General features: G+C 48.6%; 13 protein-coding genes, 1 tRNA gene and 6 pseudogenes. 6 read left to right on the plus strand and 14 right to left on the minus strand.

The window, feature by feature from the left end; translation table 11 throughout:
* Positions 1 to 111: 111 nt before the first annotated feature.
* A pseudogene (locus tag LDO05_RS05185) lies at positions 112 to 665 on the plus strand (phosphatidylglycerophosphatase A family protein).
* 85 nt (positions 666 to 750) lie between these two features.
* Here LDO05_RS05185 and LDO05_RS05190 read toward each other — a convergent pair.
* The 11 genes and pseudogenes from LDO05_RS05190 to LDO05_RS05240 form a co-directional block, all read right to left on the minus strand.
* Positions 751 to 1,218 (minus strand): phosphodiester glycosidase family protein, encoded by a 468-nt coding sequence (locus tag LDO05_RS05190; RefSeq protein ID WP_251377835.1) that lies wholly within the window; start codon positions 1,216 to 1,218, stop codon positions 751 to 753.
* Positions 1,190 to 1,825 (minus strand): hypothetical protein, encoded by a 636-nt coding sequence (locus LDO05_RS05195; protein ID WP_251377836.1) that lies wholly within the window; start codon positions 1,823 to 1,825, stop codon positions 1,190 to 1,192. Before LDO05_RS05195 ends, LDO05_RS05190 begins: the two co-directional genes overlap by 29 nt.
* A complete protein-coding gene (locus LDO05_RS05200) occupies positions 1,826 to 2,734 on the minus strand; it encodes a 5'-3' exonuclease (RefSeq protein ID WP_481857020.1) in 909 nt (302 codons plus the stop codon).
* A gap of 68 nt (positions 2,735 to 2,802) precedes the next feature.
* Positions 2,803 to 3,169, minus strand: a pseudogene (locus LDO05_RS05205) (arsenate reductase family protein).
* Between the two features lie 13 nt (positions 3,170 to 3,182).
* A pseudogene (locus LDO05_RS05210) lies at positions 3,183 to 4,146 on the minus strand (RluA family pseudouridine synthase).
* Positions 4,143 to 4,708 (minus strand): annotated as a pseudogene (locus LDO05_RS05215) (cob(I)yrinic acid a,c-diamide adenosyltransferase). The pseudogenes LDO05_RS05210 and LDO05_RS05215 overlap by 4 nt, the downstream one beginning before the upstream one ends.
* Positions 4,709 to 4,793: 85 nt before the next feature.
* Positions 4,794 to 4,952 carry an aspartyl-phosphate phosphatase Spo0E family protein gene (locus LDO05_RS18955; protein WP_481857045.1) on the minus strand — a complete coding sequence of 53 codons (159 nt, stop codon included), beginning with the start codon at positions 4,950 to 4,952 and terminating at the stop codon, positions 4,794 to 4,796.
* A gap of 247 nt (positions 4,953 to 5,199) precedes the next feature.
* Positions 5,200 to 6,365, minus strand: a pseudogene (locus LDO05_RS05225) (aminotransferase class I/II-fold pyridoxal phosphate-dependent enzyme).
* 60 nt (positions 6,366 to 6,425) lie between these two features.
* A pseudogene (locus LDO05_RS05230) lies at positions 6,426 to 6,920 on the minus strand (Lrp/AsnC family transcriptional regulator).
* Positions 6,921 to 7,117: 197 nt separating this feature from the next.
* The gene (locus LDO05_RS05235) at positions 7,118 to 7,450 is read right to left on the minus strand and encodes a hypothetical protein (RefSeq protein WP_251377837.1); all 333 of its coding nucleotides are present in this window, start codon (positions 7,448 to 7,450) and stop codon (positions 7,118 to 7,120) included.
* A 15-nt stretch (positions 7,451 to 7,465) separates the two neighbouring features.
* Positions 7,466 to 7,720 carry a hypothetical protein gene (locus LDO05_RS05240; protein WP_346657622.1) on the minus strand — a complete coding sequence of 85 codons (255 nt, stop codon included), beginning with the start codon at positions 7,718 to 7,720 and terminating at the stop codon, positions 7,466 to 7,468.
* A gap of 271 nt (positions 7,721 to 7,991) precedes the next feature.
* On the opposite strand from LDO05_RS05240, the gene LDO05_RS05245 reads away from it, so the two are divergent.
* Positions 7,992 to 8,621 (plus strand): XTP/dITP diphosphatase, encoded by a 630-nt coding sequence (locus LDO05_RS05245; RefSeq protein WP_251377838.1) that lies wholly within the window; start codon positions 7,992 to 7,994, stop codon positions 8,619 to 8,621.
* A gap of 157 nt (positions 8,622 to 8,778) precedes the next feature.
* Here the strand turns inward: LDO05_RS05245 and LDO05_RS05250 are convergent, their stop codons facing one another.
* Both LDO05_RS05250 and asnB read right to left on the minus strand, forming a co-directional pair.
* Positions 8,779 to 9,546: a class I SAM-dependent methyltransferase gene (locus LDO05_RS05250; RefSeq protein ID WP_251377839.1), complete on the minus strand. Its 768-nt coding sequence runs from the start codon at positions 9,544 to 9,546 to the stop codon at positions 8,779 to 8,781.
* 131 nt (positions 9,547 to 9,677) lie between these two features.
* Positions 9,678 to 11,522, minus strand: a complete 1,845-nt coding sequence (gene asnB / locus LDO05_RS05255) for an asparagine synthase (glutamine-hydrolyzing) (protein WP_251378618.1) — start codon at positions 11,520 to 11,522, stop codon at positions 9,678 to 9,680.
* Positions 11,523 to 11,659: 137 nt separating this feature from the next.
* Between asnB and LDO05_RS05260 the strand changes: the two genes are divergently transcribed.
* On the plus strand, positions 11,660 to 11,968 hold the full coding sequence (locus LDO05_RS05260; protein WP_251377840.1) for a hypothetical protein: 309 nt from the start codon (positions 11,660 to 11,662) through the stop codon (positions 11,966 to 11,968).
* A gap of 28 nt (positions 11,969 to 11,996) precedes the next feature.
* Positions 11,997 to 12,353 carry a hypothetical protein gene (locus tag LDO05_RS05265; protein WP_251377841.1) on the plus strand — a complete coding sequence of 119 codons (357 nt, stop codon included), beginning with the start codon at positions 11,997 to 11,999 and terminating at the stop codon, positions 12,351 to 12,353.
* Positions 12,354 to 12,410: 57 nt separating this feature from the next.
* On the opposite strand, the gene LDO05_RS05270 is transcribed toward LDO05_RS05265, so the two are convergent.
* Positions 12,411 to 12,719 carry a magnetosome magnetite crystal formation protein family gene (locus tag LDO05_RS05270; protein WP_251377842.1) on the minus strand — a complete coding sequence of 103 codons (309 nt, stop codon included), beginning with the start codon at positions 12,717 to 12,719 and terminating at the stop codon, positions 12,411 to 12,413.
* A gap of 137 nt (positions 12,720 to 12,856) precedes the next feature.
* On the opposite strand from LDO05_RS05270, the gene LDO05_RS05275 reads away from it, so the two are divergent.
* Positions 12,857 to 12,930 (plus strand) — tRNA-Arg (locus LDO05_RS05275).
* A gap of 925 nt (positions 12,931 to 13,855) precedes the next feature.
* Positions 13,856 to 14,296 (plus strand): DUF1648 domain-containing protein, encoded by a 441-nt coding sequence (locus LDO05_RS05280; RefSeq protein ID WP_251377844.1) that lies wholly within the window; start codon positions 13,856 to 13,858, stop codon positions 14,294 to 14,296.
* Positions 14,297 to 14,299: the final 3 nt, after the last annotated feature.

Below are 14,299 nucleotides of genomic sequence, written 5' to 3' on the forward strand. Positions count from 1 at the left end.
TGTATTACTATATATACGAGCCCTCTTTCAAAAAATAACTATTATTCGAGGAAGTGGACACACTGCACATATCAAGACCAGCATGAATATGTTAGGAGTGAGGTGAAGGTCATGGACAAAGCGAAAATTCCATACAGCTTGAACAGCAAAAAGGTAGCCGATGCGACCAAAGAATGGCTTCATAAGCGCGGAGTCAAAATTCCGGAGATTGCCGAGCTTGTTATGCTGCTTCAGCAGAAGTACTATCCTGATCTGACAATGGAGGAGTGCATCCACAATGTGGAGCAGGTGCTTACCAAGAGAGAGGTTCAGAATGCCGTATTAACCGGAATCCAGCTGGATATTCTCGCTGAGCAGGAGCTTCTTATCCCTGAGCTGCAGGAGATGATCTCGAATGATGAAGGGCTGTATGGGGTCGATGAGATTCTTGCCTTCTCGATCGTCAATGTATATGGAAGTATTGGATTCACGAACTATGGTTACGTAGATAAGCTGAAGCCGGGTATACTCGAACGATTGAATGATAAAAGCCTGGGTCCGGTTCATACCTTCCTCGACGATATTGTGGGTGCGATAGCCGCATCGGCAAGCAGCCGGATTGCCCACGCAAGCAGGCTGAGCGCGAGCTTGAGAAGGGCGAAGAATCTGTCAATGAGGCAAAATAAAACAAACCCTCTTCCGGCAACCGGGAGAGGGTTTCTGATTACTGCAAAGATTTATTTCACATTGCTGCCGAATACCAGCACATTGCTAAGCGGGCGCCCTGCCTGCGTGAGGACTTTGCCATTGGCATACAAGGCTGATTGAAGCTCCGCCATCCAGATTCATCGCCTGCTTCGCACCAAGCGCCTTCATGATACCTGCCCACTGCTGCATGGTTGCCCCGGATACCGTAGCTAACAGAATCGAGCCGTCGGGCATAATGGCAATCCCGCTGCGGGCTGCAGAGCTCGACAGAATCTTCGGGTCATTGAACCCTTCTGCCTTGGCGTTCAGCTTCACCTTGCCATCCTGCACGAGCCGCGGACCTGCCCCTACCGCTGTGACCACATTCTCCCAAGGGATCGCTTTTCCCTTATCGTCTTTGTAGACCAGCTTCTCCTGAACTTTGTATCCAACAACGAAGCGGTCCGAGCTCTTCTTCTCATTCCCGGTAAAAACAAGCACATAACCGTCTTTGGGAATCAGACTATTCGCATTGACTGCTTTCTTCGTCACTACACCATTTACAATGGTTACGGCTAGTACCGCCGCTGAATCCGACCCGGCTCCCGCGATCGGGCGTATACTTGATAATGGTGCTGGCCCCATTGGCGGGAGTGCGGTTCAGAAATACCGCATACCAGCCCATGGAGCTGCCCTTGTCACTCGTAACCGTACCTGTTAGCGAGTTGCGCAGGGGAGCCATCACGGCAGTCCCATCCTTCAAGAAGCCAATCGTTGTCCCATATCCTCCGAAATGGGCTAACCGCCCTTCAATAATGAAGGTACCATAGGGATCTGTAGGACCCCCGTAGGCGTTGAAGAATGCTCCGTTGATCGCAGCCTGGGCATGATAATTCTTCACAATGGAGGTGAATGCCTCCACTTGTCCCACTTGACGCTTCGCAAGTCCGAGCGTAACCGGGGTACCTTTAGGAATGGAGACCATTTGAACCGTGAAGGTCTTGCTTCCAACTTTCACCTTGCTTGAAGAGGCCTTGATGCCTGGCTTCGCTTCAGCGGTGAGTGGATTCAGCGTTCCAGAAGTCAGCAGCAGCACCGCTGCAATGGCCAGCATTATTCTTTTTAACAGATAAGTCCAGTTCTTGTTATCCTTCTTCATCTATACTACGGCAACTCCCATCCATGCGCATATACTTTTCATTTCAAGCTCCTCAAATTTGGAAGCAATCTGAGCATGATTCAGCTCAAGCCGGCATTCGTCAATCTGACACGCCAACTCGACATCACACTTGATAGTCGCGAGCTGACGGGACAGGTGAAGCATGTCCAGATCTGTTTCGATTTTGGTCCGGACGCCTTTGGAGAGCTCCTCCAGATTGGCAAGAATCCCTTCGACATCATGGTACTCCTGAACGAGCTTCACCGCTGTCTTCTCGCCAATTCCGCGTACTCCCGGATAGTTATCGCTCGGGTCGCCCATAAGCGCCTTCACATCAATAATCTGGCGCGGGAGCAGCTGCTTCTCTTCCATCAGGCTGTCCGGGGTATAGACCATGTAGTTCCCATGGCCTTTCTTCATAATGATGACGCTAGTGCAATCATTGACCAGCTGCAGCATATCGTGGTCTCCGGTCAGTACGAGGACATTCATGTCCTGGCAGTAAATAGAAGCCAGGGTACCGATGCAATCATCGGCCTCGTAACCTGGCGCGCTAATGTTAGGGATACCCAGACTGTCCATGACTTCAAGAATCACCGCGAACTGGGGAATCAGATCATCGGGTGCTTCCGAGCGGTTCCCTTTGTAGGCTGCGAATTGCTCGGTGCGGAACGTCTTGCTTCCCAGATCCCAGCAGCAGGCTACATGGGAAGGGGAGAATTTCTCAACCGCATCCCAGAAATAGCGCATAAAGCCATATATCGCATTCGTAGGGAGACCCGCCTTGGTTCGCCGGATGTAGCCGCTGGCCGCAGAAGCGTAAAAGGCCCGGAACATCAGCGCCATTCCATCTACCAGCAATAAAGTCTCTTTATTTGTAGTCGTCAACGTTCTCTCTCCTTCGTTCATTCCTGGAGCACATCCGCATCCAGTTGTATATACTCTAGTATATCATAAGAGCAGCACGCCTTCGATTACTAATGATTTCCCCATGCTTGCTCGAACATCTCTTCCTTGAAGCCTACAGTTACTGTCTTCCCGTCAGTTACAATGGGTCTCTTGATAAGCCGGCCATTAGAAGCAAGCAGCTCGATCTGCTCCTCGCGGGACATCCCTGCAAGCTTGTCCTTCAATCCCATCTCTTTATAGACCTCACCACTTGTATTAAAAAACTTTTTGAGCTCAATTCCGCTAAGATTAATCAAATTCTCAAGCTCGGTCTTACTAGGCGGGGCCTCAAACACAGGTTTTTAACTCAAGCTGATGTCCCTTGGCTTGTAGGGATTTGACCGCATTGCGGCAGGTTCCGCATTTCGAATATTGGTATACGATTAGTTCACTCATCGTGAGCCTCCAGTTAGTGATAGTCGGTTAGCAAGTATTCTCTTAGTCTATTCATATCTTCAGGAAAAGGAGCTTCAAAGCGCAGCTCCTCCCCCGTGAGTGGATGACGAAGCCCCAGTTCTGCCGCATGGAGCGCCTGACGGCTAATCAGGAGATTCAGCTCGTCTACACGCTCCTTCTGATCTATAGGCCTGTCAGATCCGACGGGATGAGTATACATCTTGTCCCCAATGAGCGGACAGCCCACAGAGGTCATATGGACACGAATCTGATGAGTTCTCCCTGTTCCCAGTCGGATGTCCACTAAGGATGCACCCCCAAATCTCTCTACGATTCTGTAGAAGGTCAAAAGCGGGATATCCATCAGGTGTTACAATACGGCGATGAGGTTCGTCCGGGTCCCGGTCAATTGGCCCGTCTATAGTTCCTTCTTCTGAAGAAGGGGCTCCGTGAACTAGCGCCTTGTACCGTTTGTTGACCTGTCCTGCAATCAGCTGTTCAGATATATGCTGGTGAACATAGGCGTTCTTGGCAATGGCAAGCACACCGCTCGTCTCCTGATCAAGCCTATGTATAGGGCGAAACCGGAACCTCTCCCCGCGTTCCTTCCAATAATGAACCACCCCGTTCGCGAGTGTCCCCGTATAATGACCATGGGTCGGGTGTACGATAATTCCAGGTTCTTTATTTACGACCAGCAGGGCATCATCCTCATACAAGATTTCAAATGGAATGGGCTGCGGCAATATATCCTCCGACTCTTCCTGCTCCAGCCGGATAGCGACCTGATCTCCCTGCTTCACCTTGACACTGATGTAGACCCTCTCTCCATTGAGCATAATGCCTTGTTCTGTCAGCTTGATCTTGGATAGAAGCTTGCGGGAGATACCCACCCTCCGCTGGAGGACCGTCTTCAGCAGCATACCGCTGTCTTCCTCTTGTACCTTGTATTCAATCGGATCATAATAGGCTGTCATCGGTTACGGAACACCTTTGCACTGCGCTCATATTCTATATCGGCCAGCTTCGCTCTCGCATTAGCAGTTCTGGCAACAGCAAAGAAGAAATCGGACAGACGGTTCAGGTATCTAAGTACATCCGGATTAATATCCAGCTTCGCTCCAAGCGAGACTGTCCGGCGCTCGGCACGGCGGCAGACCGTCCGGCAAATATGCAATGTAGAGGCTAGCGCTGTGCTCCAGGCAGGATGAACTTCTCCAGCTTCGGATTCTCCTGTTCATAGGTGTCTATCCACTGTTCTAATTGCTCCACCATAGACGCGCTTACCTTATAACGGGACTCATTTAACTTCACAAAGGCCAGATCCGATCCGCAGTCGAACAGCTCATGCTGAATTTGAAGCAGATGCAGAGACAAGTCCGCAAATTTCTCAGGGTCCGCCTGGCTAATCGCTTGCCCTACGAAAGAATTCAACTCATCGATGGTTCCATATGCTTCAATACGCTCGTCATCCTTCATCACTCTGGCACCAATGACGGACGTCTTGCCTTCATCTCCTGTACGTGTATAAATAGACATAATCCTTATGCCTCCTCTATAATATTTGGCCATACTCCCAAAAAAGGAGACCCCCTTGGAGGATCTCCTTTAACTAAACTCTATGTTAGTATTTCTTGTTATTCTTCATAAATTCGTTAATCTTAAGATCCAGCAGACTGCTAATCTCGACTACGATATCGGAGGTGAATGATTGTTCTTGTAGGAAGAGTCTCTCCATTCGGTTACGAAGAATCAGAATTTCATCTTCCAAGGATTTGGAAATGGATGTTGAAGCAAGAGGATTCTCTTTCGATGTCCACTGTTCTGATTTGTGTTCTTCGGCAACGCAGTAACCCGTTTGATTAGACAGGCTGTAATCTCCGCTTCTCATTCGCAATCCCTCCTTGAATACTAGAAATCTCTTAAGCTTCCTCTTAACATAATGAGGATGAAACTTAAACAGTTCTCCCAAAAAGAAATTATACCACTTTAATCAACCAGTAATCAATTAAAAATGAAATTCTGTTAAATCAGCCCTGCTTCAGCTTATTGACGAAATCACCCATCCGGCTGATTGCTTCCGTTAGATTGGCAACAGAGGTTGCATAAGAGCATCTAAGGAACCCTTCCCCCACCGAGGCCGAAGACATTCCCTGGAACTGCGGCTACCTTGGCTTCAACCAGCAGTCTCTGCGCGAATTCATCCGATGACAGACCTGTGGACTCTACACTTGGAAAGGCATAAAAGGCGCCTTGAGGCTCATGACAGTCGAGCCCAATGTCGCGCAGTCCTTTAACGACGAGCCTACGCCGCTGATTGTAAGAATCAACCATCCGATCCTTTTCCTCAATTCCATTCGTAAGGGCTTCAAGCGCAGCCACCTGTCCCATAATCGGAGCACACATGACAGTATATTGATGGATCTTGAGCATAGCATAGATCAAATCGGGATGACCGCATACATAACCCATCCGCCAGCCGGTCATGGCAAAAGCTTTTGGAGAATCCGCTAACAGTATAGCCGGTCATTCATCCCAGGAATAGAGGGCGAAGCTTACATGCTTCTGATCGTAGGTAAGTTCGCATAGATCTCATCGGAAATAACGATAAGATCATGCTCCTCCGCAACCTTGGCGATCGGCAGCAATCTTCATAAGTCATAATGGCGCCCGTCGGATTGCTGGATAGTCAATACCAGCACCTTAGTATTTAGGTGTTATCTGGCTAAGAGATTCTCCGCGGTTAACTTGAAGTTATCTTTGGCGTAGGTCCGATCTCTCCCTGGAACCCCTCCTGCAATTGAGGTGAGCGGAGAATAGGGAAGATAACATGGAGCCGGAACCAGCACTTCATCGCCGGGCGATATCAATGCCCGGAGAGCCAAGTCGATGGCTTCACTTCCCCCGACGGTTACCAGTATTTGATTCGATGGGCTCATAAGCCACTTGAAAGCTATCGTATAAGTACTGCCCAATCGCCTCACGGAGTTCTGGCGTTCCAGAGTCGATGTATAGCTGGTATAACCCCTCTCCAGGGAATGTACGGTGGCTTCCCGGACATGCCACGGGGTGATAAAGTCCGGTTTCCCCCACACCCAGCGTAATAATGTCTTTGTTGCCGCTTGCTAAATCGAAAAATCTCCGAATACCCGATGGCTGGATCTCCCGCACCAGCTGGTGCCAAGTACGAGTTCATCGATTTGCCAGCTTCCTGCTCTGATCTCAGACCTGGATTTACATCATGACATGACTTCCTTTACGGAGAAATCACAGACGGTGATCTTTCTTCATGATCCTCGAAGATGATGCCGTCCTGCTTGTTATTTTTTTGAGAATAAAGTGAGTTTGGTGGAAAGAACGGGACTCCAGCGGAGACAGCTTATCTGATACGAAGCTTGCTACTTCTTTCAGATTGCGGCCTTCCACTTCTACCAGCAAATCATATGCACCTGACATTAAATAGACGGACTTAACTTGTGAGAACAAATAAATACGCTCCGCAATCGCGTCAAATCCACGCCCGCGCTCAGGAGTAATCTGGACTTCAATCAGTGCGGTCACTTTCTCGTCATCAAGCTTGCCGGAATTCACCACTGTCGCATATCTTCACAATAATGTGATCTTCCGCAAGCTCGCGTATGGCTGTCTTGACTTCTTCCAAAGAGATGCCAAGAAGAGTGGCCAGCAGTTCAGGACTCCGCCTTGCATCCTCACGGAGCAGATCCAGGACTTTAAGTTTCAGTTCACTTATCGCTTTCCATACTATACCTCCTGTGCCTGTTCCCCACCTTGATCCAAGGCTTTTTTTGCTTGGGAAATCAGAAGTTCGTTGTATCTATCTTACATGATTTTTGGGTCATCTGCAAACAAAAACCGTCCTTGCCGTGTCAGGTTACACGGCAAGGACGGAATCTGCAAAATAAGCTGTCCCAAGCGTCATGACAAGGTTCAGCTCAAGTGAGTAGATGCGCCTTGGGAAGTATTACCTTCTTGTGTGGACGTCATCTGAGCAAATTGCTGGCTCTTCGCTTGAGCCTCTGACGCATGCTGGTACAGCTTTGTCAACTTCCTGGCGCGGGGCTTTGGCAGGCGACTGATAGGAACCGTTTCTGCTGCATCAGCTGATACAGTTCCCCCTGGAGGCGAAGTGTGCCGTCCGTAAGCTGGTTGAACATCTGACGTACCGAGGGGCACGAGGATTCCGTTGTTGCAGTGGTTGTATTCCCGGGCGGTTCTTCTAAGATCAGCTAGAATCGTATTAAGAATATCCTGTTCGGCCAAATTAACCTGGTTGGTTCACAGATGCATCCCCCTCTGTATTGTACTTGCGATGGTGCAATGGATTGATGATCCTTGAGCGCGTCGGTAAGAAGCTGTAAGTGCTGCTGGTGGGCGTGAATATATTTGGACAGCGCCTGCTTTGTATATTGGAATTTTGGGACACGGCCGCAGCGGCAGCACTTGCTTAATTAGCAGGTCCTCGTTCATAATCGAATCAGCAATGTAATTGAGCTCTTTGGTAGTTAGCGGCTGAAGCGGGCTTTGGTTCATAGATCTGACCTCCTCGGTAGTTGTGCACCCCCATATTATGGCCTCTTCATTTCTTTATAATGCACACAAAAGCCTGCCCAGAATAATCTGGGCAGGCCTGTGGATATAAACGGTATTGTACTTTACTTCTTGCTGTTCGTTATATTCCGAATGAACTGATGCTTGTCCGCCTCAGACAGAACGCGGCTAACCGAGAAGCAGGAAGAGCACACATACACGTTCAGTGTATATGGGGCTTTTAGATTGGATCCGGTCAGGCAGGGCAGAATGTATGAACCCATTTAAGGACACGGTAATTGTTGTCGCCACGAAGAATCAGGGCAAGGTGAAGGAATTCGCGCACGCGCTTGCCGAACTGGGCAGCACGGTGAAGAGCATGTATGATTATCCGGAGCTGCCTGAGGTTGTGGAGGATGGGGATACCTTTGCTGCCAATGCCCGCAAGAAAGCGAAGACGGTGGGCGATGCCTTGGGCAAGCCTGTCCTCGCCGATGATTCCGGTCTTTGTGTAGACAAGCTCGGCGGAGCCCCCGGAGTGTATTCAGCCCGTTATTCAGGCGAGCAGGCCACGGATGCCGAGAATATTGCCAAGCTGCTGGATGAACTTGAGAAGCTGTCCGAAGGGGAGGATACGGAGCAGCCTCTACTTAGTCCTGCCCGTTTCGTATGTCATTTGGCGCTATATGATCCGGGAACCGGGGAGTTTGTAGAGGCTGAGGGCACCGTGGAAGGACTCATATCTGCGGAGCCAGCGGGAAGCGGGGGATTTGGTTATGATCCTGTATTCTATGTTCCTGCCTATCAGAAATCTATGGCCGAGCTAACGCTCCAGGAGAAGCAGGCCATAAGCCATCGCGGGACAGCCCTGCGCATGCTGAAGGATAAGCTTGGTGTGAAATAGTACTGTTTAGCGGGAATACTTGAGGTCAAGTGATAGTACAATCTAAAGGACGGCTGCCTGACAAGGCTGCCGTCCTTAGGTTGTATGCCCAGAAAACTAGACATCTTTATCATTGACAGGGTGGAGGCCCTAGACGGGGCATTTAAGGTGGAAGTCGTCAGTTTTTGACCGCGACAACAGTCAGCCTTTTGTAATCAGCATAGATTGAACCTTCGTGCAGCAGCTTTGGAAGCAGTCTTTCTGTAATCGTGGCGTAGAGGACGGCTTTCTCTTCATCTGAGAACCTGTTCATAAAGTCGCCTCCGAAATTAGCCAGCCAGCCGCTTAAGCCTTGCTTGTTGTCACTCAGCTTCGTGGGCCGGTCATAGTGGCGGGCATATTCCACTTTGAATCCATGCTGCTCAAGAAGTGAGGCGTATTCTCCAATACTTGGGAAGTACCATGGATTCATTGGAGAAGCATCCAGACCATAATCCTCTTCCATAACCTCGTAGATGGCCTGGACGATACTCTCCACGTTGCCCTTGCCGCCGAACTCAGCCACAAATCTTCCTCCAGGCTTCAACACTTGATAGATAGAACGGACGACACCTTGGGCGTCCTTCATCCAGTGAAGCGCCGCATTGGAGAATACCGCATCATAGCGCTCCTCTGCGGTGAAGCTCTCTCCGTTGCTTATTCTAAAATCAAGCTCAGGATATTTCTTCTGAGCCGCCTCGATCATGCTCGCTGAATAATCAATTCCTGTTACCTTCGCGCCGGATTTGGCGATCTGGAAGGACAGATCCCCGGTTCCACAGCCCAAGTCAAGAATCCGCTCGTTCTGCTCAGGTTTCAGCAAGTCAATCAGATTTTTACCGTATTCCGATACAAAGGCAAGCTTGTTATCATAAGATTCCGGGTTCCAAATATTTGTTGAACTCATCTTCAGCAGCTCCTTCGAATTAAGTTAAGTTCATTGTTGCATGAAGCTGCTTATAAATGAAATATATAGTTCATATAACAGTAATAGGTTGTTCCTATTAACCAGGGTTAGAGTATACACGGAAACGCTGCTTACCGGATGACCACCTTATAGGTCTTCAGCCAATGATTAACCTGCGCTAAGTAAGCAAATAATTGAGGACCAGACATGAGCTGACCGAACCAGGGAAGGTGGGACGAGGCCTCGGCGGAAGAAGCAATTTCCCGTATTCTGTCCTGGTTGATCAGAGGAAGAATAGGAGATGCGCTGTCATCCAATATATCTATCACCTGCTGCCTTACTGCATTTAGATAGGCGGGATTATGTGTCTTGGGATAAGGGCTTTTCTTCCGGTACAGAACATCATCCGGGAGAACCCCTTCAAGGGCTTTTCGAAGAATCCCCTTCTCTCTATCACCGGCAGTCTTGATCTCCCAGGGAATATTCCATACATATTGGACAAGTCTGTGATCACAAAAAGGCACACGCACCTCAAGCCCCGCAGCCATACTCATCCTGTCCTTGCGATCCAGCAGTGTCGGCATGAAGCGCGTAATATTCAAATAAGACATGATCCGCATTTGGGCTTCTTTTCCTGTCTCGCCTTTAAGCCTCGGTACTTCATTCACCGCCTCTTGGTAGCGGTCCTGTATATATTCCTGTGGAGAGATCCATTCCCGGATCTCGGGAGAGAGCAGATCGGCGCGAAGTCCAGTGGCTACAGACCACGGGAAGGTCCCCGAGTTGAGCAGCTCGTCACGATGGAACCAGGGATATCCGCCAAAAATTTCATCCGCCGCTTCGCCTGATATCGCAACTGTGGCATCCTTCTTGATCTCCCGGCTGAATAAATACAGAGAAGAGTCCACATCCGCCATACCGGGCAGATCTCTAGCTTCTGTAGAGGCATTCAAAGCGTTCACGAGCTCTGGTGTATCGAAGCGTATCCAGTGATGCTGTGTGCCAAGCTCGGAAATCATCCGCTCAATCCAAGGCGCATCTGCACCTGGCTGGTAACTATGAGCCTTGAAGTATTTGTCGTTATCCACATAATCGACGGAATACGTATGAACCTGTCCCTGTCCGCTTCTTGTGTAATAATCCACAGCCAATGCGGTCAGCGCACTGGAGTCTAGTCCCCCGGACAACAGAGTGCAGACAGGGACGTCTGAGAGCAGCTGCCGTTCAACCGTGTCCTGCAGCAGCTCTCTAAGTCTGGCTGCGGTCCGCGTCTCATCATCTTCATGAGTGTAAGAGTCAAGCTTCCAGTAAGTATAGGTTCTCAGTCCGCTCCGGCTGTAGATCATGGCTTGGCCCGGACGTAACTCCCGTAAATGCGTATAAACCCCGTGACCCGGTGTTCTGGCTGGGCCGAGGATAAATATTTCCGCAAGTCCTTCAGCCCCTACGACAGGCTCAACCTTCGGATGTTCTAAGATGGCTTTGGGCTCTGAGCCAAAAATCAGCGTACCCTCCAGGTCACTGTAGAACAAGGGCTTGACTCCAAGCCGGTCCCTTGCAAAAAATACATGCTGCCGCACACTGTCCCAGATCGCAAAGGCAAAAATACCGTTAAGCTTATGAACAGAGTCCGGTCCCCACTCGATATATGCCTGAAGCAGCACTTCCGTATCACACTCTGTCCGGAAATCGTAACCTCTTTGCTTTAATTCTTCTCTCAGTTCAGGCGCATTATATATCTCCCCGTTGTATACAACGGTAAATACGTTGTCGTCTTTATGGATAACCATGGGCTGGGCTCCATTGGCCGGGTCCATGACACTAAGTCTCCGGTGCCCGAAGGCGCAGGGGCCATAGATCCAGGTTCCACGAGCATCAGGTCCTCTTTTGCCAAGAGTTTCTGTCATTGTCAGCAGTAAGGCGGCGTCCCCAGTCAGGTCTCGGTTCCACTCGATAAACCCGGTAATTCCGCACATATATGGACTCATCCTCTCTCTTCGTTACTCTAAATATGCGGTTTGTTCCGCGGTGATACAAATTATGCCGAACCTAGGCATAAAATGTCTGTCCTCTATGGAAAACTATGCTGTGGAGGAATGAAAGGAGGATGGTCATGAAGAAGACCTTTTATGTATCGGTCCAGGGCCGTTCTGTGCTTGAAGATCCCGGAGCCGCAGCTTACGAATGGGTTATCCGGGCCACATCCGAGGAGGCTGACGAGCTTAGACGTTGGCTCTCTTCAAGTGTGGAAGCTGACGAAGATGAATTCATGGGTTACGTATTTCCTTGGCCAGATACTCCGGAAGAGGGCCGCAGCGCAGCATATTCAGAACGGATTAGCCAGGTATACCAGGAGATTTACCGGCTTGGAACAACGGATACCCGAAGTCAGATGGCAAATGCAAACTTAATTCATGCATAATCTTGAATTCAAAAAAGGAGCGTTCAGCATGTATCCAATTAAAGACGCGAAGCTAACAAGGACTACGGACTATAACGGCACCGCTTGTGTTGAAATTGAAGTAACTCCGGCGGCCTCTGAAGAACCAGGGCTGCTGGTCTATGTGGCCAGGGCAGGGAATGGAGAGGATTTCGAGATTGTCCGAATGATTCGGAATGAATCGGATCTCGCCATAGACTGGTACAATAACAATCTGCATAATGCATATGAGGAAATTGCCGAGGAAAATTTCGGTGATGAAGGAGAGCTGGATGCACCTCAGGAGAGAGAGCAATTCCGGCAAAGTCTATTGGCTTCAGGAAGTATCTCGGCCCAGCTGGAGCAGATGCTGCCTAAAGGCAGCTAAGGCAGTAAGGCGCAGCTATGGAACAGGCTCTCCCGCTCATGGGAGAGCCTGTAGTCTTTAGTATTGTTGAGGCCATTTCGCGTTAGAGAGAATGCGAATCCCTTGAATAACGTTATATAGAAAGGCGCAAAAATAAATGAGGGCAAAGACGGCAACATACATAAAAATGGAGGCTAAATACTGAGCAGAGAACATAAAGTAAAGAAGCGGAAGTGCGGCGAGAACCGGAAATATGTGTGAGAGAAGAGCTCTGCCAGCATGCTTCCGGACCACCGCATCATTGGATATGAACCATACGATTACAGGCAGTAGGAAAGGGGCAAAGAAGATGCTAAAGTAGCACAGCGAAGAAAGGATTGTTCGCATACCTTGTTCACGCTCCTTGGGTCATTTTTTATATATTACCCTAAATTAATAATTTTCTTTGACTTTAGCAAAAGATAGGTTATAATAAATAACGCGTCCTTTTTTCTTCCGGGATCTGCACACAGGCTTACATACTTGTCTCAGTAGCTCAGCTGGATAGAGCAACGGCCTTCTAAGCCGTCGGTCGGGGGTTCGAATCCCTCCTGGGACGTCAATAAAAATCTCTCCTTCGGGAGAGATTTTTTGCGTTCCAGGTTGAGGGGTATGAACCCCAGATGGGGTTCGTCGAAGTGAAGCCCCCCGATGCCGAATGGCTGGGGGATGAACGGAGTCTCGAGCTGAGCGAGAGTATCCCTCCTGGGACGTCAACAAAAATCTCTCCTTCGGGAGAGATTTTTTGCGTTCCAAGTTGAGGGATTTGAACCCCAGATGGGGTTCGTCGAAGTGAAGCCCTCCGATGCCGAATGGCTGGGGGATGAACGGAGTCTCGAACGGCGCGAGAGTATCCCTCCTGGGACGTGAAGACGAGAAAATGCAATGTTCTATGAACTGCTCCTTTAAGTCAGGCTCTATTAAGCATGGACGCAGTTGTGAGATGAGTAGCTCCTCGTGCTTATAAAATATGTATTTAATGTTAATTTTAACCTTATAATTACTAAAATCGATTATAATGAAATTTATGTTCAAGCCGATTACCTATCCTAAGTTAATAGGACAATCATACGCAATAAGGCATGTGCTGAATCGACTATGCTACAAGGGTTATAAATTTTTCGAATACACATGTATACATAAGAGGAGGCGAATGATATGACGATAACATCTGTTATAGTAATGATCTTTGTATTTGTACCTGCCATTGTACTCATGGTAAGCATGCCTTATATTTTACGAGAGAGACGATTAGTTTTGGGGTCACTGTCAGCGCTGTACAATTTCATAGTGAGCCTCTGCGCCAGATACGGAAGTCATATGTTAGGATTAGTGCTACCTTACATACCATCCTGTTCATTGTTTGTATCATCTGCCTAATATACGGCGATGAACATTCCAAGCAACTAAGTTGGATCATTGTCACTTATTCACTCGCCATGGTTGTAATCTCCCTAGCCATGAACATTAGCTATCATTTCAGAATGAAAAGTTTGCTACCTAATCTGCCTATTGCTATGGAACCATCGATCATGGCAGTGGATACTGGATTTCGGGAAAGAAATATTGGCTTGTCTAGTTATTGGTTCCTCATTCATGGTTTAACTATTGTTATTAGTATTCTAGCTGTGCTACTCAACTACGATCAGATTCCTGATCAGATTTCGATCCATTACAACAGTAATTGGAACGTAGACCGCTATGCAGCTAAATCTTATAGTTTTGTGTTTATACCTACAATAATCCAAGTGTTCATAACACTTTTGTTCATATTTGAGAATCGGAGTATTCGCAGAGTGAAGCAGCAGGCTCAATCCATTGATCCTAACCGTTCCATCAGACAAGACGTAAATTTCCGCCTTACTTGGTCAAGTTATATGATTACAGCAAGCTTCTTAGTAGTTATCCTGTTTTCTGTCGTGTAACTA

Origin of the sequence: Paenibacillus sp. YPG26, from assembly GCF_023704175.1 — a bacterium.
Classification (GTDB): Bacteria; Bacillota; Bacilli; order Paenibacillales; family Paenibacillaceae; genus Fontibacillus.